Source organism: Amycolatopsis jiangsuensis, assembly GCF_014204865.1.
In the GTDB taxonomy this organism is placed as follows: Bacteria; Actinomycetota; Actinomycetes; order Mycobacteriales; family Pseudonocardiaceae; genus Amycolatopsis; species Amycolatopsis jiangsuensis.
The window spans coordinates 6664588-6685266 of record NZ_JACHMG010000001.1 but is presented as its reverse complement, the minus strand read 5'-3'; the positions used below and the strand labels follow the sequence as shown (position 1 = coordinate 6685266).

Here is a 20679-nt window from a genome sequence, read left to right as displayed (position 1 = left end):
GTGGACGCCGGACGGTCTCGGCGGAGTCCCGGCTACGGTGGGGCGGTGAGCGTCTTCCTGTCCCGGGTACTCGCCGCGCTCGACGACGGCGGCGACCACGTGTTGTTCCACCACGACGGCACCACTCTGACCTACCGCGAGGCCGGGGAGTTGCTGTCCCGCTTTTACGGCGGGCTTTCCGGTGTGCACGGGACGGTGGCGATCGACGCCGGCAACCGGCCCGAGATCGTCCTCGCGCAGCTGGCCGCACAGCTGCGCGGGGTGGACGTGCTGCTGATCGCCGCGTCGGCCAGCCGACCGGCCCGTGCGGCCGCCCTGGAGACGACCGGCGCGGCCTTGCTCACAGACAGCGACCTGGACGCGCTGGCCGGATCGGAACCGTCCACTCCGGACACGCTGCCCGGCGGCGTCACCACGGTGTTCCCCAGCGGCGGCACCACCGGCGTACCCAAGCTGATCCGCCACCGCGGCATCTACGACGGCATGGCCGGGATCTTCCGCCCGGACGGCACCCGGACCGTACTCGTCACCGCACCACTGACCCACATGACCGGAAACGCCGCCGTGCTCGGCGCGCTGCTCTGCGGCGACACCGTCGTGCTGCACCGGAAGTTCGACGCGGACGCCGTGCTCGCCGCCATCGAGCGGCACCGCGTCACCGCCCTATCCCTCACACCCGCACGGCTGGCCGCCGTGCTGGACAGCCCTTCCTTGCACCGCACGGATCTTTCCAGCGTGCGGCAGCTCTCCCTCGGCGCCGCACCCTTGTCGCCTCGCCGGCTGACCGAGGCGCTGTCGGTGTTCGGGCCGGTGGTCGGTCAGGGCTACGGGCTCACCGAGGCGCCGATGATCGCCAGCATCTCCGCCGCCGAGGTGCTCGAGCGGCCCGAGCTGCTGGGTTCGGTCGGCCGGATCGTGCCGGGAATGGAAGCCCGTGTCGAGGACGGCGAGGTCTCCGTACGAGGACTGTCCATGATGGAGGGTTACCACGGGCGGCCGCCGATCGGCGACGGCTGGCTGCCGACCGGCGATCTCGGCCACTTCGACGAGGACGGTTACCTCTACCTGCACGACCGCTCCGGCGACGTGATCGTCACCGGTGAGCACGGCACCAAGGTGGCGTCGACGGCTGTGGAACACGCGCTGCTCGGCCACCCCCGGGTGCGCAACGCCGCGGTGTTCGCGGTCCCCGGGCCCGGCGGCGAAGGCGAACTCGTGCACGCGGTGGTCGTCACCGCCGGCGCGGTCACCGCCGGCGAACTACGTGCGCACGTCCGAGAGGAGCTGGGTGGCGAGCATTTCGTACCCGCCGCTGTGGAGATCACCGATCACCTGCCGTTGACCGCGGTCGGCAAGGTCGACAAACGAGCGTTGCGCGCCCCGTTCTGGCGCGGGCATTCTCGAGGCATCGCATGAGCTCGTCCCCCACGTGTGCCGTTCGTCTAGAGTGGGCCGCGGCGACGCGGAGGTGAGCCGGTGGATCACCACCCACTCCGGGGCAACCCCGGGGAGCAGGACGACACGCAGGCACCGCACCCCACGCGAGCGCGGCACGCTCCGCGTGCAAGACCGCGCGGATGAACGGAGAAAGAGTCACCTCCGCGTCGCTGCTCGGGCCGATGCCGGTGTGGCGCTGGCAGGTCGCGCGGTGGACGACGTTCGACGAATGCGCCGCGGCGCTCGATCTCACGCCCGGTGAGCTGAGCTGGTTCGCCGACGACCGGGGCTGGAACCGCCGTGCGCCCGCCCGGCTGCGCCACTACCGCCACCACTGGATCCTGACCGCCGCCGGCGGCGTCCGGCTGATCGAACAGCCGAAACCACGGCTGGCCGAGCTGCAACGCAGGGTCCGCCGGCACGTGCTCGACGCGCTGCCGGTGCACGAGGCCGCGCACGGATTCCGCCGCGGCCGGTCGATCCACACGTGCGCGCGGCCACATGCCGGGCAGCCGATCGTGGTGCGGATGGATCTCGAGGGCTTCTTCCCCACGGTGTCCGCGGCGCGCGTGCGATCGCTGCTGGGGCTGGCCGGCTATCCACCCGCTGTGGGCTCCGCGCTCGCCGGGATCCTCACCACGCGCACGCCCGTCGATGTGCTGCGCACGGCTCCGGCCAGGACCCGGCTGCTCAACCAGCTCGCCGGAAGTCACCTGCCGCAAGGCGCGCCGTCCTCACCGTCGGTCGCCAACGCGGTGACGAACCACCTCGACCGGCGGCTGTCCGGCCTGGCCGCGAGTCTCGACGCGAGCTACACCCGCTACGCCGACGATCTCGCCTTTTCCGGCGGTACGGCTCTGCCGCTGCACCGGCTCCTGCCCGGCGTCCGCCGGATCGTCACCGACGAAGGATTCCGCCTGCGTGACGACAAGACGTCGGTGGTTCCCGCGTACCGGCAGCAACGGGTGGCCGGGCTCGTGGTGAACGCGGAACCCGCTGTCGCACGCGCCCAGTACGACGAACTGCGGGCGGTCCTGCACAACTGCGCACGAACCGGCCCGGCGGCGCAGAACCGCTCCGGCCACCCGGATTTCCGGGCCCATCTGCTCGGCAGAATCGCCTGGGTGTCCGCCACGAATCCGGCTCGCGGCGCGAAGCTGACCGCGCTGTTTCGTGGTATCGACTGGGATTGACTGCTGGTTCCGCAGTTCAGTTCCAGGGGCCGAGCTGGTGTTCGAGTTCTGCCCACCAGCCGGAAGCCTCGGCTTCGCGAGCCTGGATCGGCACGGCCCGCAGCGCGAGGTCGAACCGCTTCTCGCGCCGGGCGTAGGCCAGCAACGCGTCGTACTGCGGACGCGGCAGCCAGCCCTGCTCGCGGCCGGTTTCCAGCCACATCAGCTGGTGCACGAGTTCGACGCTGCCCTTGTCCATCCGGCGCAACCGCCGGGTGAACCGGGTCGCGGCCTCGGCATCGCCCTCCCGCACGGCCCGGCACGCCAGGAAAAGAGTGGTCGCGGCCAGCACGTCCGCCCGGTGCACCTCGCCCTCGGCCGAAAGATGCTCCGCCAGCTGGTAACTGCGCTTGCCCTTGCCGTGGCGCAACGCCCCCGCCAGCGCATGCCGCTGGCGGGTCAGATAGTCGCCACGGACCGCACTCCCCGAATCCTGCACCACGTTCCCCTCCCCGCGACCGATCCCACTCGGCCTCTCCCCTTGACGGATGCTCCACCAGAGTGACAGATACGGCGGACGCGCTCCCTCTTGGAGTACAAGACTACCCGCGGTTCCGGTACCGAAGCATGCGATTGGACCGATGGAGTGAGTATGCCGCACTCCCCGGCAGGCACTGGGTTTCCGCCACGGCGCGTCGCATTGCGCTGCCAGCGAACGGAAAAACTCCGTTGGTGACAACGATGACAGCGATACGAGGCGCGACTGAGGGGCGCAGGTAAGCCGCCTACTGCTTGGGAGACAACGATGACATGCGCCGAACCGGCGGCCGTCAGCGTCGCAGGCGCGTGATTCCCGCGATTCCAGGGCGCGGTGGCGATCTCCGGATGCGGTGGCGATTTCAGGCGCGATAGAGCGTCCCCGGGCGCGGTGGCGTTCGCGGGCGCGGTGGCGTTCGCGGGCGCGGTGGCGTTCGCGGGCGCGGTGGCGCGTGCGGACGTGGCAGTAAGTTCGGGACGCAGCAGCAGATACCTCGAGGGAACACGGCTGCACGCGCCTCCGTCGAGCGATCGATCCAGGCAAAGCCATCCCGGCCAACTCACTGGAGCCAGCCCGATGGCTTCGCTCCCCGTCCGGTCGGGCAACCCAGGGCGAACCCGCTCCGATGAAGCAGCCCGGCTCGCGCACACTCTTGCCCACTCGTCCCAACCAAAGGACCAGCAGGCCCACTCAATGCAGCCGGACCGCCTCGCGCGGACCGTTTCGGCGGGTTGATTCAGCCGAACGACAACGGCCGAACCCGTCTCGGCCCGACCCGCTCCAGCCACGCCCGCTCGAACTGAACCGCCGCAGCGATCCCAACCGGCTCACTGGGGGCCGAGCCGTCTCAAACCGAGCCGTCCCGGGCTCGGGTCCGGCTACGCCACCTCGGTGCGGCTGGTGCCGCCGGTGTGCAGGCCCAGCATGTCCAGCAGCAGGGCGCATTCGTCGGCGTCCTTGGCTCGTGAGGCCACTGCCAGTGCGGCCTTGCGGCGGCGGGCTTCCTGGGCGCCGGTGTCGGCCTCGTCGGTGACGAGGTCCGGCGCCGGGTGCAGTCCGGTGGTCAGGTCTCGCATGGTGGCTCCTCCCCGTGCGGGCGTCGGCGCGAGGGGTTCCCGCGCGCGGTCCTACTTCCTCAACGGCGTTCCGGCGCCGGATGTTCCGATGACCCCGATCACTCGCCGTGCCCCGGGGCAGCCGGGGATCCGTTGCGGATCCCCCGGTTACCCGGGCAGTGCAGGGGTCGAAACACCGTCCTTTGTGGACTTACGGGAAACGGGCCCGCCATACCCCGTTCGAGTGGAGTGGCTGGCCTCACTCACGTGGGTGGTTCACCATGCACGCTGTGGAGGCAACCCGGCACCCTGTGCACACAGCCCTGGCCGGGCTGACCGTGCTGGTGCTGGGGATCGTCGTGGCGCTGAACGCGCGGAGCCTTCCGGTGATCGGCGACGGCACCGGTTACGCCGCCGAGTTCAGCGAAGCGGCCGGGCTCCGGGCGGGCGACGACGTGCGCATCGCGGGCGTCAAGGTCGGCCGGGTGGCCGGGATCGCGCTGGACGGGGCGTCCGTGCGGGTTTCGTTCCGCGTGTCCGGGGCCTGGTTGGGCGCGGACAGCACGGCTTCGATCCGGCTGAAAACGGTGCTCGGCCAGAAGTATCTCGCGCTCGACCCGGTCGGAAGCGAGCAGCTCGACCCCGACGTACCGATCCCGCGGGCCCGCACGACCGCCCTGTACGACGTCCTGCCGGCGTTTCAGCGGCTGTCCACGACCATCGACCGCCTCGACACCGCGCGACTTTCCCGTAGCTTCCAGGCGATCACCCAGGCTTTCGCGCACACACCGGCCTCCGTGCGCACCGCACTCGACGGTCTTTCCCGGCTCTCCGATTCGGTGGCCTCCCGCGACGCCCAGCTCACCCACCTGCTGGCCGGCACCCGCGCAGCCTCGGCCACACTCGCCGGACGCGACGCCGAGGTGCACCGTCTCCTCCTCGACGGCAACCGCCTGCTCACCGAGGTGCAACGCCGCGAGTCGGCGATTTCCGCGTTGCTCGAAGGGTCCCGCCGGCTGGCGACCGAGCTGTCCGGCCTCGTCTCCGACAACGACCGCAGCCTGGCCCCCGTGCTCGCCCAGCTGAGCACGCTGCTGCAGCGCGACCAGGACTCGCTCGCGGAGGGAATCCGCGGCCTCGCCCCGCTGATCCGCCTGGCCACGAACCTCACCGGCAACGGCCACTGGGTCGACGGCTACCTCTGTGGACTGCTGCCGCCCGCGATCGGGCCGGTCAACGAACCCGGCTGCTTTCCGCGGTGATCAGTCCAGCAGCCCGGGCCCGCCGGTGATCCGGACGGTGACCTGGTTGTCGTTGTAGGTGTAGGCCTCGTAGTCGAAGGTCACCCCGGTCTTCGCCACGTGCTCCAGCCACGCCCGGTACTCGTGCCGTTTCCAGCCGGGGAAGTTGAAGAACTCGTCGAAGTGCACGATGCTGCCGACCCGCAGCCGCGGGCCGGCCAGGTCGAGCACGGTCTTGGCGGAGCTGTAGAGATCGCTGTCCACGTGCAGGAAATCCACCGGTCCGGGGTGGTCGTCCAGGAATCCGGCTAGGGTGTCGGAGAACAGCCCGACCACCAGTTCGGCACCGGGCACGTCCGGCAGGTCCTCGCGGGCGAAGGCGCCGGCCGGCATCCCGTTGAGCCACGCCTCGGGCAGCCCGTCGAAGGAATCGAAGCCGTAGACGTCGCTCCCACCACGCGCGGACGCGATCGTGCGCAGCGTGTTTCCCGAAGCCACCCCGAATTCCAGCGCCATCCCGCCGCTGGGCGCGAGGGACAGCGCGTACTGCAGGGTTTCTTTCGGACTGCCGAAGTGCGGCGCGCCGACCAGGTTCTCGCGCGCGAACACGTTGCTTTCCAGCGCCGCGTCCTGGTCGCCGGCGTACACGATGTCGCGGCGGCTGCGGATCTCGAACTCCACGACCCGGTCCAGCAACCGGTCACCCTGGCGGACCAGCTCCGCGTGCAGGTCGTCGCGCGTGCGGCGGACCTCCCGCTCCAGCTCGTACAGACGTTCCGGATAGGGATCGTCCAACCGGGCGGCGGCCCGGCGCAGTACCAGGGCGGCCCGCCGGCGCACCCCAAGCCCCAGACTCCGTGCCGTGAAACGATCTTGGCGCTGCTGGTTCATCCAGGGACGATAACCCCAGGCCCTTCGCGAGTGGTGAGGCCGGTGGGAACCGGCCTCACCACTCAGGAGGAGCTGTCGCCGCCTTGTTCGGCGAGGAAGCGTTCGAACTGGCTGCCCAGTTCGTCCGCGGTCGGCATGTGTTCCTCGGATTCGGCGAGCAGGCTGTGTCCGGACGCGGCGACGAACGTGTCGTACTGCCGCTCCAGCGCGTGCACCACGTCGGCGACCTCGTCGGATTCGGCGACCTGGCGGTCGATCTCCGCGTTGGCCACCTGGGCGGCCGTGCGCAGCTCACCCTCGGGAAGCCGCAGCCCGGTCGCTTCGCCGATCTTCTCCAGCACCTGCAGTGCCGCGGCCGGGTAGGCCGACTGGGCGAGGTAGTGCGGCACGTGCGCGGCGAACCCCATCGCGTCGTGACCCCATTCGCCGAGACGGTACTCCAGCAGTGCTCCGGCGCTGCCGGGCACCTGCATCCGGTTGGGCAGCGGCTGGTGCTCCCCCACGAGGTCCTCGCGGTTGGCGTGCGCGGTGACGCCGAGCGGCCGGGTGTGTGGTGCGCCCATCGGGATGCCGTGGAAGCCCACGGTCAGCCGCACACCCCAGCGTTCGACCAGCTGCCGGACGGCGGCGGCGAAGCGTTCCCACTCGCGGTCGGGCTCCGGGCCGGACAGCAGGAGGAACGGCGTGCCGTCCGCGTCGTGGAGCAGGCGGACGACCAGCTCGGGCGTCTCGTAGTCGTCCCAGTGGTCCACCGCGAAGGTCATCGAGGGACGCCGCGAGCGGTAGTCGATGAGCCGGTCGGCGTCGAACCGGGCGATCACCCGGTTGTCGACCTCCCCGGTGAGGTGTTCGGCGGTCAGCCGACCGGTCGAGCCGGCGTCCATGAAACCCTCGAAGAAGTGCAGCAGCACAGCTCCGTCCAGGTCGGGGACGTCCGAGTCCACCTCGTACAGTTCCTCGGGATCGAATCCCACCGGATCCTCCTGCTGCTCGCTGTCGTGCACGGACGTACCGACGTACAACGCGCCGCGACGGCGATTCCATCCCGTCCGCAGCGGAAATAGTAACGCGCCGCAGCCACGGCAGTCCCCGGATCAGGGGGTCGTGACACTTGTCGTGGCCACGATCACCCCGTATCGGGCACGCTGAGCAGGTGAACGGACGCGAAAACCCCACGTTGCAGCTGCGTCTACGGCCCCCGGAGCACCGGGTGAGCCGGAAGGCGATCGGGCACTGGACGGCATCGGCGGGCGTGGTCTGGCTGGTGCTGATCTCCGTGCAGGCACTGGTGGTGTCCACCGCGGACGACCCGCCGTCGTGGCTCTCCGTCACGCTCGTGCTCTGCTGCGTGCTCGGCCCGCTGCATCTGCTCGTGATGCCGCAGTGGCGCTACCGCGTGCACCGCTGGGAGGTGACCGGGGAGGCGGTCTACACCCAGTCCGGCTGGCTCAAGCAGGAATGGCGGATCGCGCCGATCTCCCGCATCCAGACCGTCGACGTGGAACGCGGCCCGCTGGAGCAGCTGTTCGGGCTCTCCCGGATCACCGTGACCACCGCGTCCGCCGCCGGTCCGCTGCGGATTTCCGGGCTCGGCCACGACCGGGCCGTGGCGCTGGCCGACGAGCTGACGCGCACCACGCAGGCCGTCCGTGGTGACGCGACGTGAGCCTGCCCGCACCCTCCGCGCCGATCGCCGCCGAAGGCAGCGACCAGGCTCCGTGGCACCGGCTCGACCGGCGGATGCTGCTGATCCGTCCGGTGCTGGACCTGGTCCGCTCGCTGCCGGTGCTCATCGGCGCGTTGTTTCTCGGGCACGGCAGCTACTGGCAGTGGTTCGGGCTGGCCGCCACCGCCGCGACCGTGGCCGTCGGCGTCTCGCACTGCCTCACCTCGCGCTACCGCGTCACCGCGACGCAGGTCGAATGGCGTACCGGGCTGGTGCTGCGCAAGCACCGCGCGGTGCCGCGGGACCGGATCCGCACCGTGGACGTGGTTTCGGAACCGAAACACCGCCTGTTCTCCCTCTCCGCGGTGCGGATCGGCACCGGACGGCATTCCCACGGCAAGGGTCCCGGCAAGGACGAGCTGGTGCTCGACGCGGTCACCCAGGCCGAGGCCGCACGGTTGCGCACCCTGCTGCTGCACCGCACACCGGCAACGCAGGCGGAGACAGCCGAGGAACCGCCCGCTCCGGCGGAGACGCTCCTCGCCACCGTCGACAAGCGCTGGGTGCGGTACGCGCCGTTCACGCTGTCGGGCATCGCCGTGGTCGGCGCGATCCTCGGCGCCACCTACCAGTTCGCGCACGAGCTGCATTTCGACCCGACCCGCTACGGTCCGCTCCGCGACCTCACCCAGCGCGCACTCGAGCAGCCGGTCTGGCTCACCGTGCTGATCGCCGCGGTGGGGCTGCTGCTGATCGTGTCGGTGCTGTCGGTGGGCGGGTACGTGCTGTCCTTCTGGAACTTCCGGCTCAGCCGGGAGCCGGGCGGCACCCTGCACATCCGCCGTGGCCTGGTGACCACGCGTTCGGTGTCGATCGAGGAGGAGCGGCTGCGCGGAGTGGAGCTGAAGGAACCGTTGCCGCTTCGCATGGTCGGCGGCGCGAAGTGTGTCGCGGTGGCCGCCGGCCTGCGCGAAGGCAAGGGCGCCGACCGTGGTGGCAGCCTGCTGCTGCCGCCCGCCCCAGCGGCGCGGGCGCGGGCGGTGGCGGCCGACGTGCTCGGCGAGGACGTCGCGAACGTGGCACTCGCCCGGCATCCCCGGCGCGCCCGGGTCCGACGGATCACCCGTGCGACGACGAGTGTGCTCGTGCTCGCCGCGATCCTGTTCGTGCTCGCGCGGCTGGCCGGGCTGCCGGAATGGCCGTGGCAGGGCGCGCTCGTGCTGGTTCCGCTCGCGGTGGTGGTCGGCCTCGACCGGTACCGCACGCTCGGGCACGTGATCATCGGCCGGTACCTGGTCACGCGCTCGGGTTCGCTGGCCCGCGCGACCGTCGCGGTGCGGCGCGACCGGCTGACCGGGATCGTGCTGGAGCGGTCGTGGTTCCAGCGCCGAGCCGGGCTGGTGACGGTGCGCGCGCCGATTGCCGCCGGCCGTGGTCACTACCAGGTGCTCGACGTCGGCGAGCACGCCGGCATCGCGCTCGCGGACGCCGCGGTTCCCGGTCTGCTGACCCCGTTTCTCGTCCCGGACGACCGCTGAGCTGTGGTAATTTACCCAGTCGTTCGCCGCATCGACCGGCTTCGAGCACGCGAAGAGGTACCGGATGCCGGATTCGCCCGTTTCCGTCCCCGGCCCGCGCCGCACACCCGGCGCGAGCAGTTCGCGCAAGGTGCTGCAGTTGCTGCTGTCGTTCACCGAACGGCGGTGGGAGGCGAGCGTCGCCGAGCTGGCCGAGGAGATCGGCAGTCCGGTCGCCACCACCTACCGGTACGTGCAGCTGCTGAAGGAACTGCACCTGCTCGAGGAAGCCCGCTCGGGCCGCTACCACGTGACGAGCCGGGTGATGCCGCTCGCGCGCGCCGCCCGGCTGGCCAACGACCTGGCCCGGATCGCCCGTCCGGCGATGGAGGAGGCAGCGCACGAGCTCGGCGAGACCATTCTGCTGTTCCAGCACTTCGGGGAACTCGCCGTGTGCGCGGACCGGGTGGAATGCGACCGGGCGATGCGGTTCACCTTCCAGCCGGGGCATTCCATCCCGCTCGGGGTGGGCGCGACCGGGAAGATGCTGCTGGCGCTGCTGCCGGACGGGGAGCGGGAACAGCACGTGGCCCGGATCTCCAGTGAACGCGGTCTCGACCTGCGTGACGAGTTGAAGCGGGCGCGGGAGAACCGGCACGCGCAGACCTGGGGCGAGATCGAGGAGGGCGTGTGGGCGGCTTCGGTGCCGGTGGACACCGGCCGGATGCGGCCGAGTGTGCTCAGCCTCGTCGGTCCGGCGACCCGGCTCGGGGACGTGGCCAGGGCGGGAGCGATCGAGGCGCTCGGTTCCTATGCCCAGCGGATCCGGAAATCGGTTTCGGAGTATGCACTGTAGCCGGTAGCAAGGGCGGATGATCCGCCTCGCGACCCCCACCGACCTGCCGCTGCTGACCGAGCTCGAACGCGCGGCAGGCGCGGTGTTCCGAGACGTCGGGATGGCCGCGATCGCCGACGACGAACCGGCTTCCCCCGAGCAACTGGCGGTGTTCCAGACCGGCGGCCGCTGCTGGGTGTACGAGGAGGACGCCCGCCCGGCCGGCTACGTCCTGGCCGCCGAGGTCGACGGATTCGGCCACGTGGAACAGGTTTCGGTGCGACCGGAGCACACCGGCCGCGGACTGGGCCGCCGGCTGATCGATACCGTCGGCGAGTGGGCCGTCGCCGGCGGCCTGCCCGGGCTCACCCTGACCACGTTCACCGACGTGCCGTGGAACGGGCCGTACTACGCGCGACTCGGCTTTTGCCCGCTCCCGCCCGAGGAACAGGGACCGCACCTGCGGGCGATCCGCCAGGCCGAGATCGACCGCGGCCTGGACCGCTGGCCGCGGATGGCGATGCTGCGGCTGCACTGAGACACGGGCCGGAATCCGCCGGCTTTCCCCTGCTCCACCGAGTTCGGAGACAATGAGGTGTCCACTTCGGACTCGGACTGGCCGGCCCGTCTCCCTGCCGGGTTTTGGTCCCTCGCCGGCGGGGTATCCGACGATCTGCCGCGCCGACGAACAGGGAAGAAGGAGTCGATCCCCATGGTTGCACTGCTCGGTTTCCTGCTGGCGGTCTGGCTGGTGTGCGTCGTGATCGGAATCGCGGTCAAGGGCCTGATCTGGCTCCTCGTCGTCGGCGCCATCCTGTTCGTCGCGACCGCGGCGGTCGGCTTCGTCAAACGCAAGTCACTCGGACACCGCTGACGGTGCGTTCCCGAGCGACCGCACTTCCGCGGGCCCAGCCCGCACGATTCGCCGGGCGAGGAGAGGACATGGCGAACCACGCGGGGGAAACCCGGCCGCACGATCCGGACGAGCGCGGCGCCGGCCGGACGACAGACCTCGTTCTCACGTTCGGCCACGACGAACTCATCATCCGCCGTCGGTACGAGGTACTGAGCATCGTCAACGACATCCTCATCGCGCTCTGGTTCGTCGCCGGCAGTCTCCTGTTCTTCTCCGAAGCGCTCACCACGCTCGCCACCTGGTTCTTCCTCCTCGGCAGCATCGAACTGCTGATCCGTCCCGGCATCCGGCTCGTCCGCGCGGTGCACCTGCGTCGCATCCGCACCGACGGAGCCGTGGACTCGGGCTCCGACTTCTGAGGACCCGCTCCGCTGCCTGTGACGCAGACCCCGGTGGCGCACGGATCGAACACATGTTCTACTAGGTGAGCCGGCCCCGGAGGGGGAAGCTCCGCGGGCCGGCCCAGAACCCCGAGGAGGCAGTGTGGCGGTCAAGATCACCCACCTGGCCAATGGCCAGCAGGTCCGGTTCGCGAACGCCGACGGAGCCCGCCGCTACGCCGAGATCATCGGCGGCGGCGTGGACAAGTGGCACTTCACCGTCGTGCCCTCGGACACCGGAGGGGCACAGCCGGCGGTGGCCGCGGTGGTCAACGTCCCGGTGTGGCGCATGACTGCTCGCTGAGTGAAGGCTGGCGGACGACCGCTGCGGCGGACGGCGGCCCGCTGAGGCAGTGGGCCGCTCGCCCGCCGCGGCCGCGGCGGGCGGGCTGACTGGCGTGCGACGGCAGGGCGAACCCAGGCCGACCGGCAGCCCAACGCCAGGCCAACATCGTCCACACTGCCGTCCGGATGGCCGGTTCCGGGCGGGCCGGACGGAGCAGCGCCGCTCGTGATCCGTTGACCTGGCCACGGCTGCGTGGTCAACTCTTCCCGTTCGATCACCGGGTCCTCGCGAAAGGCGTGGAAGGGGTTGGCTGTGGACCGGCGTGGAATGCACCGCTTCATCGTCGCGACGGCCGTGGTGGGGCTGAGCCTCAGCGCCGGTACCGCGGACGCGACTCCGAAAACCACCGCATGGCCGGGAGGCCCGGCAGTCGCGGAGGCCGACAGTCCCGGCACTTTCGGCGAGAACCTCAGCGGACTGTCCTTTTCGGACTCGAAGACGTTGTGGGCGGTCCGGAACGGGCCCGGCACGCTCTACCACCTCGCCCCCGACGACGGGAAGTGGCAGCCCGAACCCGCCAGTGGCACGGCATTGCACTATCCGGACGGGAAGGGCGATCCCGACGCCGAAGGCGTGGTCGCGACGCCGGAGGGGGTTTTCGTCTCGACCGAGCGCGACAACGACAACGGCGACGCGAGCAAGCCGGAAGTACTCCGCTACGACGCATCCACCGCCGCCTCGCTCGACGCGACTGCCGAATGGGACCTCACCGAGGATTTGCCCGAGGTGCACAGCAACAAGGGCCTCGAAGCCATCACCTGGATCCCGGACGCGGCGCTCACCGCGCACGGTTTCCGTGACGAGCACACGAAAGCGGCCTACGACCCCGCCGAGTACCCCGGACACGGCGGCGGTCTTTTCCTGGTCGGCCTCGAGGACAACGGCGCCGTGTACGCCTACGCGCTCGACCAGTCGGGCGGCGGCTACACCCGCGTCGCGACCGTCCCGAGCGGCCAGCCGGCCGTGATGGAGCTGGAGTATGCACCGCAGAGCGCACAGCTGTGGGCCACGTGCGACGACACGTGCAAAGGCCGCTCCACCACGCTTTCCATCGACGCGCAGGGCAGCTTCGCGGTCGACGCGGAGTACGACCGCCCCTCCGAAATGCCGGACTACAACAACGAAGGGTTCGCGATCGCACCCGCGTGCACCGGCAGCGACCGGCCGGTGCTGTGGTCCGACGACAGCAGCGACGACGAGCACGCGTTGCGCAGCGGCACGCTGCCCTGCCAGGGCTGACCGGTCAGTCCACTGTAGACAGCAGCCGGTCCAGCGACCGAGGGATCGCCGAGGCCAGCAGATCCAGCTCCGGTTCGTCCGCGATCAGCGGCGGCGACAGCACGATGCCCTTGGCCACCGGCCGCACGACCACGCCTTCGCCGAGCAGGAGCCGGTAAAGCCGGTCAGCGGCACCCGGGTGCGCGGCCAGCACGTCCGGCGTCAGCTCGACAGCGGCCAGGAACCCCAGGCCCGCACGCACTTCCGCGACAGCCTCGTGTCCGGCGGCGCCGGAAAGCGAGTCGGCCAACGGCTTTTCCAGGCTTCGCCCGCGCGGGATCAGGTCGTCGCGCTCGTAGAGGTCCAAAGTGGCGTTCGCGGCCGCGCACGCCACCGGATGCCCCGCGTACGTCGCGCCGTGGCGAAGCACCGGCGCGCCGGGACGTCCGGTGAAGAACGGCTCCGCGACGTGCGGCGCGACCAGCAGCGCGCCGAGCGGGATCGTGCCGCCGGTGATGCCCTTCGCCGTGGTCACCAGGTCCGGCCGCACCGACCAGCGGTCGATGCCGAACCACGTGCCGAGCCGGCCGAACCCGCAGATCACGCAGTCCGCCACGAACAGCACGTCGTGCCGGCGGCAGATCTCGGCCACCGCCTCGACGTACCCGTCCGGCGGAAGCAGCACCCCGCCGGCGCCGATCACCGGCTCGCACAGGAACGCCGCCACCCGTTCGGCGCCGAGCCGCTGGATCTCCGCCTCCAGCGCTTCGGGGCTGTCGTAGGCGACGTGGGAGAAATCTCCCGGCAGCGGGCCGAAACCCTCGGCGTTGACCGTGATTCCGCCGGCCGCGGTGCCGAATCCGTGCGTGCCGTGGTAACCCTGGGTCCGGCTGATCACGTGCGTCTTGTCCGGACGTCCGATGTGGACGAAGTAGGTACGTGCGATCTTCACCGCCGTGTCCACGACATCGCCACCGCCGGAACCGAGGAACACCTTCGAGCCCGGCACCGGAGCGAGCTCGGACAGCCGCTCCGCCAGCCGCAGCGCGGGCTCGTTCGCGGTGCGGGCGAACAAATGGTAGGCGTCGAGCTGCTCCAGCTGCGCGGTCACGGCCCGGGTGATTTCCGGACGCCCATGCCCGACGTTCGCATACCAGAGGGACGCGGTGGCGTCGAAGTAGCGGGTGCCCGCGTCGTCCCACACGTACGAGCCCTCGGCGCGGGTCACCACGAACCGGTCACCGTCCACCGCGCCCATGTCGGCGAACGGGTGCCACAGCGGATTCGGTCGCTGGTCTGCCATTTCTCCTCCTTCGGTTCAGGACTGTTCCCGGAATCCGGCGATCTCCGCCTCGGAATAGCCGAGTTCGGCCAGCACCTCGTCGGTGTGCTGGCCGAGGGTGGGCGGGGCCGAGGTCGGCCGCGGCGGGGTTTCCGAGGCCTTGACCGGAAACCCGGTGCCCACGTACGTGCCGACAGTCGGATGCGGCAGCCGCACCACCTGGTCGCGTTCGGCGGCCCAGGGGTCGGCGTAGACGTCGTCGATGTCGTTGATCGGCGCGGCCGGGATGCTCGCCTCGTCGAGCATCCGCAGCCACTCGGCGGCCGGGCGGGTGCGGAAGACCTCGCCGAGCCGCGCGTTGAGCTCGTCGCGGTGTTCCGCCCTGGCGGCGTTGACGACGAACTTCGGATCCTCGGCGATGTCCAGCTCCAGCACCCGGCACAGCGCCCGCCACAGCTTCTCGCTGCCGGCCGCGACGATCAGCCAGCCGTCGGCGGCACGGTAGGCCTGGTACGGCACGATGCTCGGATGCGCCGACCCCATCCGGCGCGGCCTCGGCTGGTCGTAGAAGGTCGCGCCCGCGGCGTAGACGTGCCAGGCGAGCTGCGCGTCGAGCAGGGAGACGTCCAGGTACTGGCCGCGACCGGTGGTGTGCCGGGCCTGCAGGGCCATCAGCACGCCGATGATCGCCCAGGTGCCGGCGTTCAGATCGGCCACCGGAAGCCCCACCTTGGCGGGCGCGCCGTCCGGTTCGCCGGTCAGCCCCATCACCCCGCCGAGTGCCTGCGCCACGAGGTCGTACCCCGGCCGGTCGCGGTACCGGCCGGTCTGGCCGAATCCGGTGATCGACACGTGGATCAGCCGCGGGTTCAGCTCCGCCAGCTCGGCGTAGGACAGCCCCCAGCGCTCCAGCGTGCCCGGCCGGAAGTTCTCGACCAGCACGTCCGCCCGCGCGACGAGCCGCCGCACCGCGTCCCGGCCACGCTCGGTCTTGAGGTCCAGCACGATCCCGCGCTTGTTGCGGTTGGCGGCCAGGAAGTACACCGCCTCGGCACCCTCCCCGACGAACGGCGGCCCCCACAGCCGCGTGTCGTCCCCGTGCCCCGGCGGCTCGACCTTGACCACGTCCGCACCCATTTCCCCGAGGTACTGCGTGCAGTAGGGCCCGGCGAGAATGCGGGAGAGATCGACGACCTGGACACCGTCGAGCGGGCGGGGCTGGGACATCGGGCTCCTCGGGACGGTTCCGACGGGCGGTGCGGTCGGGGGCGGTGCGGTCGGGGGCGCAGTACTTCCGGTGGCCGGGACTCCCGTACTTGCCCGGCCACCCCTTTCTACCTGCCGGGTGCGGGATTACCCACCAACGGCCGCTTGACGGGGGTGCGTGCCCGGCGTTGATTGTTGATGGATTCTGTGCGAAGTCGCACATTCCGAGGGAGGAATCATGCGTCGTTGTGTGGGAGCCTTCGCGACCGTCACTCTTGTCGCCGGCGTCCTCGCCTGCGTCACCACCGCAAGCGCAGGCGCCGGCGAAAAAGGCACCGAAGCACCGTTCGCGGCACAGCAGGCCGCCGGACAGACTCCGCCGATGGGCTGGAACAGCTGGAACAAGTTCGGCTGTGACATCAACGAGGACCTGATCCGGGAGACGGCCGACGCACTCGTCGCCAGCGGGCTCAAGGACGCCGGCTACCAGTACGTCAACATCGACGACTGCTGGGCCGAGCAGAACCGCAACGCCGACGGCACCTTCGAGCCCAACCACGAACGCTTCCCGCACGGCATCAAGGCGCTCGCGGACTACGTGCACGGCAAGGGCCTCAAGCTCGGCATCTACACCAGCGCCGGCACGCTCACCTGCGCCAACACCATGCCCGGCGCGCTGGACCACGAGGAACTCGACGCGCGGACGTTCGCCGGCTGGGGCGTGGACTACCTCAAGTACGACAACTGCAACAACCAGGGCCGCCCGGCGCTCGAGCGGTACCCGAAAATGGGTGCGGCGATCGAGCGGACCGGCCGCCCCATGCTCTACGCGCTGTGTGAATGGGGCGAGAACCAGCCGTGGCTCTGGGGCCGGGACGCGGGTGCGCAGCTGTGGCGCACCACCGGCGACATCAGCGACAGCTGGACCAGCATGACCGGCATCCTGGACCAGCAAGACGGGCTCGAGAAGTACTCCGGGCCCGGCGGCTGGAACGACCCGGACATGCTCGAGGTCGGCAACGGCGGCATGAGCGACACCGAGTACCGCGCGCACTTCTCCCTGTGGGCACTGATGAACGCGCCGCTGCTGGCGGGCAACGATCTGCGCTCCATGCCCGCCGCGACCAAGAACATCCTGGAGAACAAGGACATCATCGCTCTCGACCAGGACTGGGCCGGGGTACAGGGGCATCGGATCCGTGACGACGGGGACACCGAGGTCTGGGCCAAGCCGATGTCGGACGGATCGGTGGCGACCGTGTTGTTCAACCGCGGGAACACCGCCGCCACGATCTCCGCCACCGCCGAGGAGCTCGGCCTTTCCGCGCCCGGCTACCGCGTGCGGGACCTGTGGTCCGGCGCCGAGACCGAAACCGCCGGAACGCTGCGGGCGAACGTGGCGAGCCACGGTTCCGCGGTCCTGCGCGTATGGCCGGCGAAAGCCCCGGGCGCGGCTCCCCATGCCACGTTGTCCCTCGACACCGGCGAATACTTCCCGGCGGACAAGCCGTTCACGGCCACGCTCCGGCTGGCCAACGACGGCAGTACCCCGCTCGCCGCTGCCCGCGTGCGGGTCGACGCCCCGGCCGGCTGGCAGGTCGGCGGACGTCCGGACACGTTCGTACCGGTCGTCGCACCCGGCAAGGCGTGGCAACGCGAGGTGACGCTGCAACCCGTGCATCCCGGTGATTCGCTGTCGTTGTCGGCGAAAGCCGACTACTTCACCGCGTGGGGTGCGCGAAGCCGCTCCGCCGGTGCGAGCGGACCAGTGGTGAATGCGCCGGGGCCGGGGGTGAACCCGTTGTCCCAGGCGAAGTTCCTCGCAGAGAACAACGGATGGGGTCCCGTCGAACGAGGTACCAGCAACGGTGAGGACCAGCCGGGCGACGGGAATCCGATCACCATCAACGGCAAGGTCCACGAGGACGGACTCGGTGCGCACGCCCCGTCGCTGATCCGGATCTACCTCGGCGGCGACTGCCGGACCCTGCACACGGTCGTCGGCCTGGACGACGAGTCCACGGCCGGCAGCGTGACGTTCGAGGTCCACGGCGACGGCCGGACACTGGCCACCACCGGCGTGTTCCGTCCCGGCTCCCCGGCCGGGCAGCTGGACGTGCCGCTCGACGGCGTCCAGGCAGTCGACCTCGTGGTCACCGACGCCGGCGACGGCACCAACTCCGACCACGCCGACTGGGCCGACGCGGCGATCACCTGCTGAAGCCGCGCGGCACCGGCGAACGGACGGCCGTCGAGACGATCGGCGGATCGCTCGGGCACCCACCGGCAAGTACCGCGCGAGCGAACAGCTCACGCTTGCCCAGGCGCGAGTGGGTCCGCCGGGCGCGAGCGAACACGGCGGCCAGGCGCGAGCGTGTCCGCCGCTGCCGGGGCGCGAGCGGACAGCTCACGGCTACCCAGTCGCGGGTGAGTTTTCGGGCGAGTCCGCAGCCGGTCAGGCGCGGGCGAGCAACTCGCCGTGCGGGATGACGAGCCAGCCGTCCGGATGCGCGGTCCAGTCCTGCCACGCTTGGGAAATCGCGTCAAGCTCGGCTTCGGTGGCGAGCCCGCGTTCGAGCGCCATCGTGCCCACCGAGGAGTAGATGCGCTTCGCCCACATGCCGCCCCAGCTCGCGCGCTCCTCGGGCGTCGCGTAGCACCAGACCGACGCCGACGGCGTGACCTCGGTGAACCCGGCCTCGTGCGCCCATGCCAGCAGCCGGCGACCGGCGTCGGGTTCGGCGTCGTTGCCGCGGGCCACGGCTCGGTACAGCTCGAGCCACCTGTCGAGCCGTTCGTCGCCGGGCCACCAGGTGAACGCGGCGTAGTCGGCGTCGCGCACGGCCACCACACCGCCCGGCCGCGTCACCCGCCGCATCTCACGGAGGGCGGCGACCGGGTCGGAGAGGTGCTGGAGCACCTGGTGGGCATGGGTGACGTCGTAGCTGTCGTCGGGATCGGAAAGCCGGTACGCGTCGTCGACCGCGAATTCGACTGCTACGCCACGGGCTTCGGCAGTCCTCCGCGCCTCGGGCAACGCCGCGTCGGTGATCTCGACACCCCGGACGCGTCCCGGAGCGACGGCTTCGGCGAGGTCGGCGGTGATGCTGCCCGGCCCGCAACCTACGTCGAGCAAGTCCAGCCCGGGGCGCAGCGACGGCAGGAGGTAGGCGGCCGAACTCGCGGCGGTACGCGCCGCGTGACTGCGCACGACGACCTCGCCGTGGCCGTGCGTGTACACGTCCTTGGGGGACACCAGCTACTCCCACTCTATGAGACAGACTGTTCGGATAGTGGGAGCGTACGCGCTTCGAGGAAGCTCCGTAAGAGGGCACCGGTCTCCGTTGGATGGGTGACCGGCGGGGTGTGCGCGACACCGTCGAGCACCCGGAACGGTTCGGCAGACGGAAGCGCCGTAGCCAGCGCGGCACCGGACGCGGGCGGGATCGGCAGGTCGGCGGAACCGTGCAGGACCAAGGCTGGCGCAGTGATTTCGCCGAGCCGGCCGGCAATGCTGTCGACGCCCATCAGGACCCCGACAGCACGCGCGAGCCGTTCGCCCGGTTGCCGAATGAGGCGGCTCAGCCAGTATTCGGTCTGCGGGGCGCCGGCGCCCAGGAGCAGTTCCAGCACCGCGGTGCCGGTTTCGGTGACGGCACCGGCCGCGAAACCGTCGCGGATCTGTGCCATCTGTGCCAGCGCGGCGCCGGGAAACGCGTCGGCGGCGGTGTCCAGGAGAGTCAGGCTGGCGACTCGCCCCGACGCCAGCAGCGCGGCGCGCAATGCGGTGAACCCGCCCTGGGAATGCCCGACGAAATGCGCGGAGCGAACGTCGAGCGCGTCGAGGACGGCCAACGCGTCCCGCGCGGCATCCCAGTAGGTGAACGGCAAACCGTCGTCCGCAGTGGCTCCGTGCAACCGGAAGTCGAACCGGAGACAGCGGTAACCGGGCAGGGCTTCGACCAGCCCGTCCCACATGGTCGAGTCCATCAGGTTGCCGTGCAGGAAGAGGACGGCCGGGCCGCGGCCGCCGGAGTCAAGGACGTGCGGGCGCGGTTCGCTCGGGTACATGGTTTCTCCCGTCTGGTCGAATAGCTCCATCCCACCTCGGCAAGTCGCTGTCAAACAGGTACTTTGACGACCAATGGTGGTAGAAACCGGTCAACAGGTCCTCGGCGTCGGCTACGCGCCGGCCTGCGCGGGAATGGCCGAGGTGCGGCGGTTCCCCTCGACCGGGGTGCTGCGCGGGCCGGTACGCAGGCACCCGGTGCGGCCGGATTTCCACGTCGTGGGCGTGCTCACCGGCGGAACCGGAGCGCACGAAGTGGACTTCCGGCCGGCGGACCTGGCGGCCGGCACGGTGTTCTGGCTGCGTCCTGGTCAGGTCCACCGGATCCCCGACACCGCCCGGCTGCGCGGCGCGCTGGTGCTGTTCACCGCGTCCGCGCTCGCCCCCGGCACCCGGGTCGCCGCGTTCGCCGACGACGTCGCCCGGCCGAGCCAATGGCAGCTCGGTCCACATGGCACACTCGCCGACGCCGCATTGCGGCACTTGGAACTCCTGCTCGCCGAACCGTCCACTACCGACGATGTCGCCGACGCGCTCCGGCTCGCGCTCACACCGCTGGCCGCCGCGGCCGGCCTGCCCCAGGAAGTCCGCGCGAACTCGGTATTCACCCGCTTCGCGACCGCGGTGGAGGCCGAACATACACGGCTGCACCACGTCCGCGAGTACGAGCGGCTGGTGCACGCCGGTTCGCGCACCATCGACCGGGCGGTACGGCAAGCCCGCGGCGTCAGTGCCAAGCGGTTCCTCGACGAACGCATCGCGCTGGAAGCCCGGCGACGGCTGGCCACCAGTGAAGTCACCGTCGCCGCGCTCGGCCGGGAACTCGGCTTCAGCGAAGCCACCAACTTCGTGAAGTTCTACCGCCGCCTCACCGGCACCACCCCGGCCGCCGCACGAGCGGCACGGTGAT

General features: G+C 70.7%; 21 protein-coding genes. 13 read left to right on the top strand and 8 right to left on the bottom strand.

What is annotated here, in order from left to right; genetic code table 11:
• Window positions 1-45: 45 nt before the first annotated feature.
• On the top strand, window positions 46-1416 hold the full coding sequence (locus tag BJY18_RS30415) for a class I adenylate-forming enzyme family protein (RefSeq protein WP_184783323.1): 1371 nt from the start codon (window positions 46-48) through the stop codon (window positions 1414-1416).
• Between the two features lie 161 nt (window positions 1417-1577).
• The gene (locus BJY18_RS30410; protein ID WP_184783322.1) at window positions 1578-2630 is read left to right on the top strand and encodes a reverse transcriptase family protein; all 1053 of its coding nucleotides are present in this window, start codon (window positions 1578-1580) and stop codon (window positions 2628-2630) included.
• A 16-nt stretch (window positions 2631-2646) separates the two neighbouring features.
• Here the strand turns inward: BJY18_RS30410 and BJY18_RS30405 are convergent, their stop codons facing one another.
• Both BJY18_RS30405 and BJY18_RS30400 read right to left on the bottom strand, forming a co-directional pair.
• Window positions 2647-3111 carry a hypothetical protein gene (locus BJY18_RS30405; RefSeq protein WP_312874010.1) on the bottom strand — a complete coding sequence of 155 codons (465 nt, stop codon included), beginning with the start codon at window positions 3109-3111 and terminating at the stop codon, window positions 2647-2649.
• Window positions 3112-4025: 914 nt separating this feature from the next.
• Window positions 4026-4223: a hypothetical protein gene (locus tag BJY18_RS30400; RefSeq protein WP_184783321.1), complete on the bottom strand. Its 198-nt coding sequence runs from the start codon at window positions 4221-4223 to the stop codon at window positions 4026-4028.
• A gap of 260 nt (window positions 4224-4483) precedes the next feature.
• On the opposite strand from BJY18_RS30400, the gene BJY18_RS30395 reads away from it, so the two are divergent.
• Window positions 4484-5464, top strand: coding sequence for an MCE family protein (locus BJY18_RS30395; protein ID WP_184783320.1), 981 nt, complete (start codon window positions 4484-4486; stop codon window positions 5462-5464).
• Here the strand turns inward: BJY18_RS30395 and BJY18_RS30390 are convergent, their stop codons facing one another.
• The gene (locus BJY18_RS30390; protein WP_184783319.1) at window positions 5465-6334 is read right to left on the bottom strand and encodes a class I SAM-dependent methyltransferase; all 870 of its coding nucleotides are present in this window, start codon (window positions 6332-6334) and stop codon (window positions 5465-5467) included.
• Between the two features lie 62 nt (window positions 6335-6396).
• On the bottom strand, window positions 6397-7308 hold the full coding sequence (locus BJY18_RS30385) for a proteasome assembly chaperone family protein (RefSeq protein WP_184783318.1): 912 nt from the start codon (window positions 7306-7308) through the stop codon (window positions 6397-6399).
• A 179-nt stretch (window positions 7309-7487) separates the two neighbouring features.
• Here BJY18_RS30385 and BJY18_RS30380 point away from each other — a divergent pair, with 179 nt between their 5' ends.
• The 8 genes from BJY18_RS30380 to BJY18_RS30345 all read left to right on the top strand — a co-directional run bounded on the left by BJY18_RS30380 (window position 7488) and on the right by BJY18_RS30345 (window position 13233).
• Window positions 7488-8000 (top strand): PH domain-containing protein, encoded by a 513-nt coding sequence (locus BJY18_RS30380; protein WP_312874009.1) that lies wholly within the window; start codon window positions 7488-7490, stop codon window positions 7998-8000.
• Entirely contained in the window at window positions 7997-9538 is a 1542-nt protein-coding gene (locus tag BJY18_RS30375; RefSeq protein WP_184783316.1) for a PH domain-containing protein, read from the top strand. The genes BJY18_RS30380 and BJY18_RS30375 overlap by 4 nt, the downstream gene beginning before the upstream one ends.
• Before the next feature lie 64 nt (window positions 9539-9602).
• Complete coding sequence (locus BJY18_RS30370; RefSeq protein ID WP_184783315.1) at window positions 9603-10373, top strand: IclR family transcriptional regulator; 771 nt, start codon at window positions 9603-9605, stop codon at window positions 10371-10373.
• A gap of 16 nt (window positions 10374-10389) precedes the next feature.
• On the top strand, window positions 10390-10890 hold the full coding sequence (locus tag BJY18_RS30365) for a GNAT family N-acetyltransferase (RefSeq protein ID WP_184783314.1): 501 nt from the start codon (window positions 10390-10392) through the stop codon (window positions 10888-10890).
• A 174-nt stretch (window positions 10891-11064) separates the two neighbouring features.
• Window positions 11065-11226 (top strand): hypothetical protein, encoded by a 162-nt coding sequence (locus tag BJY18_RS30360; protein ID WP_184783313.1) that lies wholly within the window; start codon window positions 11065-11067, stop codon window positions 11224-11226.
• 68 nt (window positions 11227-11294) lie between these two features.
• Window positions 11295-11627, top strand: coding sequence for a YrhK family protein (locus tag BJY18_RS30355; RefSeq protein ID WP_184783312.1), 333 nt, complete (start codon window positions 11295-11297; stop codon window positions 11625-11627).
• Between the two features lie 124 nt (window positions 11628-11751).
• The gene (locus tag BJY18_RS30350; RefSeq protein WP_184783311.1) at window positions 11752-11952 is read left to right on the top strand and encodes a hypothetical protein; all 201 of its coding nucleotides are present in this window, start codon (window positions 11752-11754) and stop codon (window positions 11950-11952) included.
• A gap of 294 nt (window positions 11953-12246) precedes the next feature.
• Window positions 12247-13233, top strand: a complete 987-nt coding sequence (locus BJY18_RS30345; protein ID WP_312874008.1) for an esterase-like activity of phytase family protein — start codon at window positions 12247-12249, stop codon at window positions 13231-13233.
• A gap of 4 nt (window positions 13234-13237) precedes the next feature.
• Here the strand turns inward: BJY18_RS30345 and BJY18_RS30340 are convergent, their stop codons facing one another.
• Both BJY18_RS30340 and BJY18_RS30335 read right to left on the bottom strand, forming a co-directional pair.
• On the bottom strand, window positions 13238-14515 hold the full coding sequence (locus BJY18_RS30340; protein WP_184783310.1) for an aminotransferase family protein: 1278 nt from the start codon (window positions 14513-14515) through the stop codon (window positions 13238-13240).
• A gap of 15 nt (window positions 14516-14530) precedes the next feature.
• Window positions 14531-15721 carry a CaiB/BaiF CoA transferase family protein gene (locus BJY18_RS30335; RefSeq protein WP_184783309.1) on the bottom strand — a complete coding sequence of 397 codons (1191 nt, stop codon included), beginning with the start codon at window positions 15719-15721 and terminating at the stop codon, window positions 14531-14533.
• 217 nt (window positions 15722-15938) lie between these two features.
• Between BJY18_RS30335 and BJY18_RS30330 the strand changes: the two genes are divergently transcribed.
• Window positions 15939-17921 (top strand): NPCBM/NEW2 domain-containing protein, encoded by a 1983-nt coding sequence (locus tag BJY18_RS30330; protein ID WP_184783308.1) that lies wholly within the window; start codon window positions 15939-15941, stop codon window positions 17919-17921.
• A gap of 234 nt (window positions 17922-18155) precedes the next feature.
• On the opposite strand, the gene BJY18_RS30325 is transcribed toward BJY18_RS30330, so the two are convergent.
• Together BJY18_RS30325 and BJY18_RS30320 are read right to left on the bottom strand one after the other, a co-directional pair.
• On the bottom strand, window positions 18156-18956 hold the full coding sequence (locus tag BJY18_RS30325) for a methyltransferase domain-containing protein (RefSeq protein ID WP_184783307.1): 801 nt from the start codon (window positions 18954-18956) through the stop codon (window positions 18156-18158).
• 14 nt (window positions 18957-18970) lie between these two features.
• Complete coding sequence (locus BJY18_RS30320; RefSeq protein WP_184783306.1) at window positions 18971-19771, bottom strand: alpha/beta fold hydrolase; 801 nt, start codon at window positions 19769-19771, stop codon at window positions 18971-18973.
• Window positions 19772-19844: 73 nt separating this feature from the next.
• On the opposite strand from BJY18_RS30320, the gene BJY18_RS30315 reads away from it, so the two are divergent.
• Window positions 19845-20678: an AraC family transcriptional regulator gene (locus tag BJY18_RS30315; protein ID WP_184783305.1), complete on the top strand. Its 834-nt coding sequence runs from the start codon at window positions 19845-19847 to the stop codon at window positions 20676-20678.
• Window position 20679: the final 1 nt, after the last annotated feature.

Bases quoted from the DNA above. Each gene is read 5' to 3' on its own strand.
- BJY18_RS30330 (WP_184783308.1), top strand. From the start codon at position 15,939: ATGCGTCGTTGTGTGGGAGCCTTCGCGACCGTCACTCTTGTCGCCGGC.
- BJY18_RS30400 (WP_184783321.1), bottom strand. From the start codon at position 4,223: ATGCGAGACCTGACCACCGGACTGCACCCGGCGCCGGACCTCGTCACC.
- BJY18_RS30320 (WP_184783306.1), bottom strand. From the start codon at position 19,771: ATGTACCCGAGCGAACCGCGCCCGCACGTCCTTGACTCCGGCGGCCGC.
- BJY18_RS30335 (WP_184783309.1), bottom strand. From the start codon at position 15,721: ATGTCCCAGCCCCGCCCGCTCGACGGTGTCCAGGTCGTCGATCTCTCC.
- BJY18_RS30315 (WP_184783305.1), top strand. From the start codon at position 19,845: ATGGTGGTAGAAACCGGTCAACAGGTCCTCGGCGTCGGCTACGCGCCG.
- BJY18_RS30395 (WP_184783320.1), top strand. From the start codon at position 4,484: ATGCACGCTGTGGAGGCAACCCGGCACCCTGTGCACACAGCCCTGGCC.
- BJY18_RS30410 (WP_184783322.1), top strand. From the start codon at position 1,578: ATGAACGGAGAAAGAGTCACCTCCGCGTCGCTGCTCGGGCCGATGCCG.
- BJY18_RS30365 (WP_184783314.1), top strand. From the start codon at position 10,390: ATGATCCGCCTCGCGACCCCCACCGACCTGCCGCTGCTGACCGAGCTC.
- BJY18_RS30340 (WP_184783310.1), bottom strand. From the start codon at position 14,515: ATGGCAGACCAGCGACCGAATCCGCTGTGGCACCCGTTCGCCGACATG.
- BJY18_RS30360 (WP_184783313.1), top strand. From the start codon at position 11,065: ATGGTTGCACTGCTCGGTTTCCTGCTGGCGGTCTGGCTGGTGTGCGTC.
- BJY18_RS30370 (WP_184783315.1), top strand. From the start codon at position 9,603: ATGCCGGATTCGCCCGTTTCCGTCCCCGGCCCGCGCCGCACACCCGGC.
- BJY18_RS30390 (WP_184783319.1), bottom strand. From the start codon at position 6,334: ATGAACCAGCAGCGCCAAGATCGTTTCACGGCACGGAGTCTGGGGCTT.
- BJY18_RS30355 (WP_184783312.1), top strand. From the start codon at position 11,295: ATGGCGAACCACGCGGGGGAAACCCGGCCGCACGATCCGGACGAGCGC.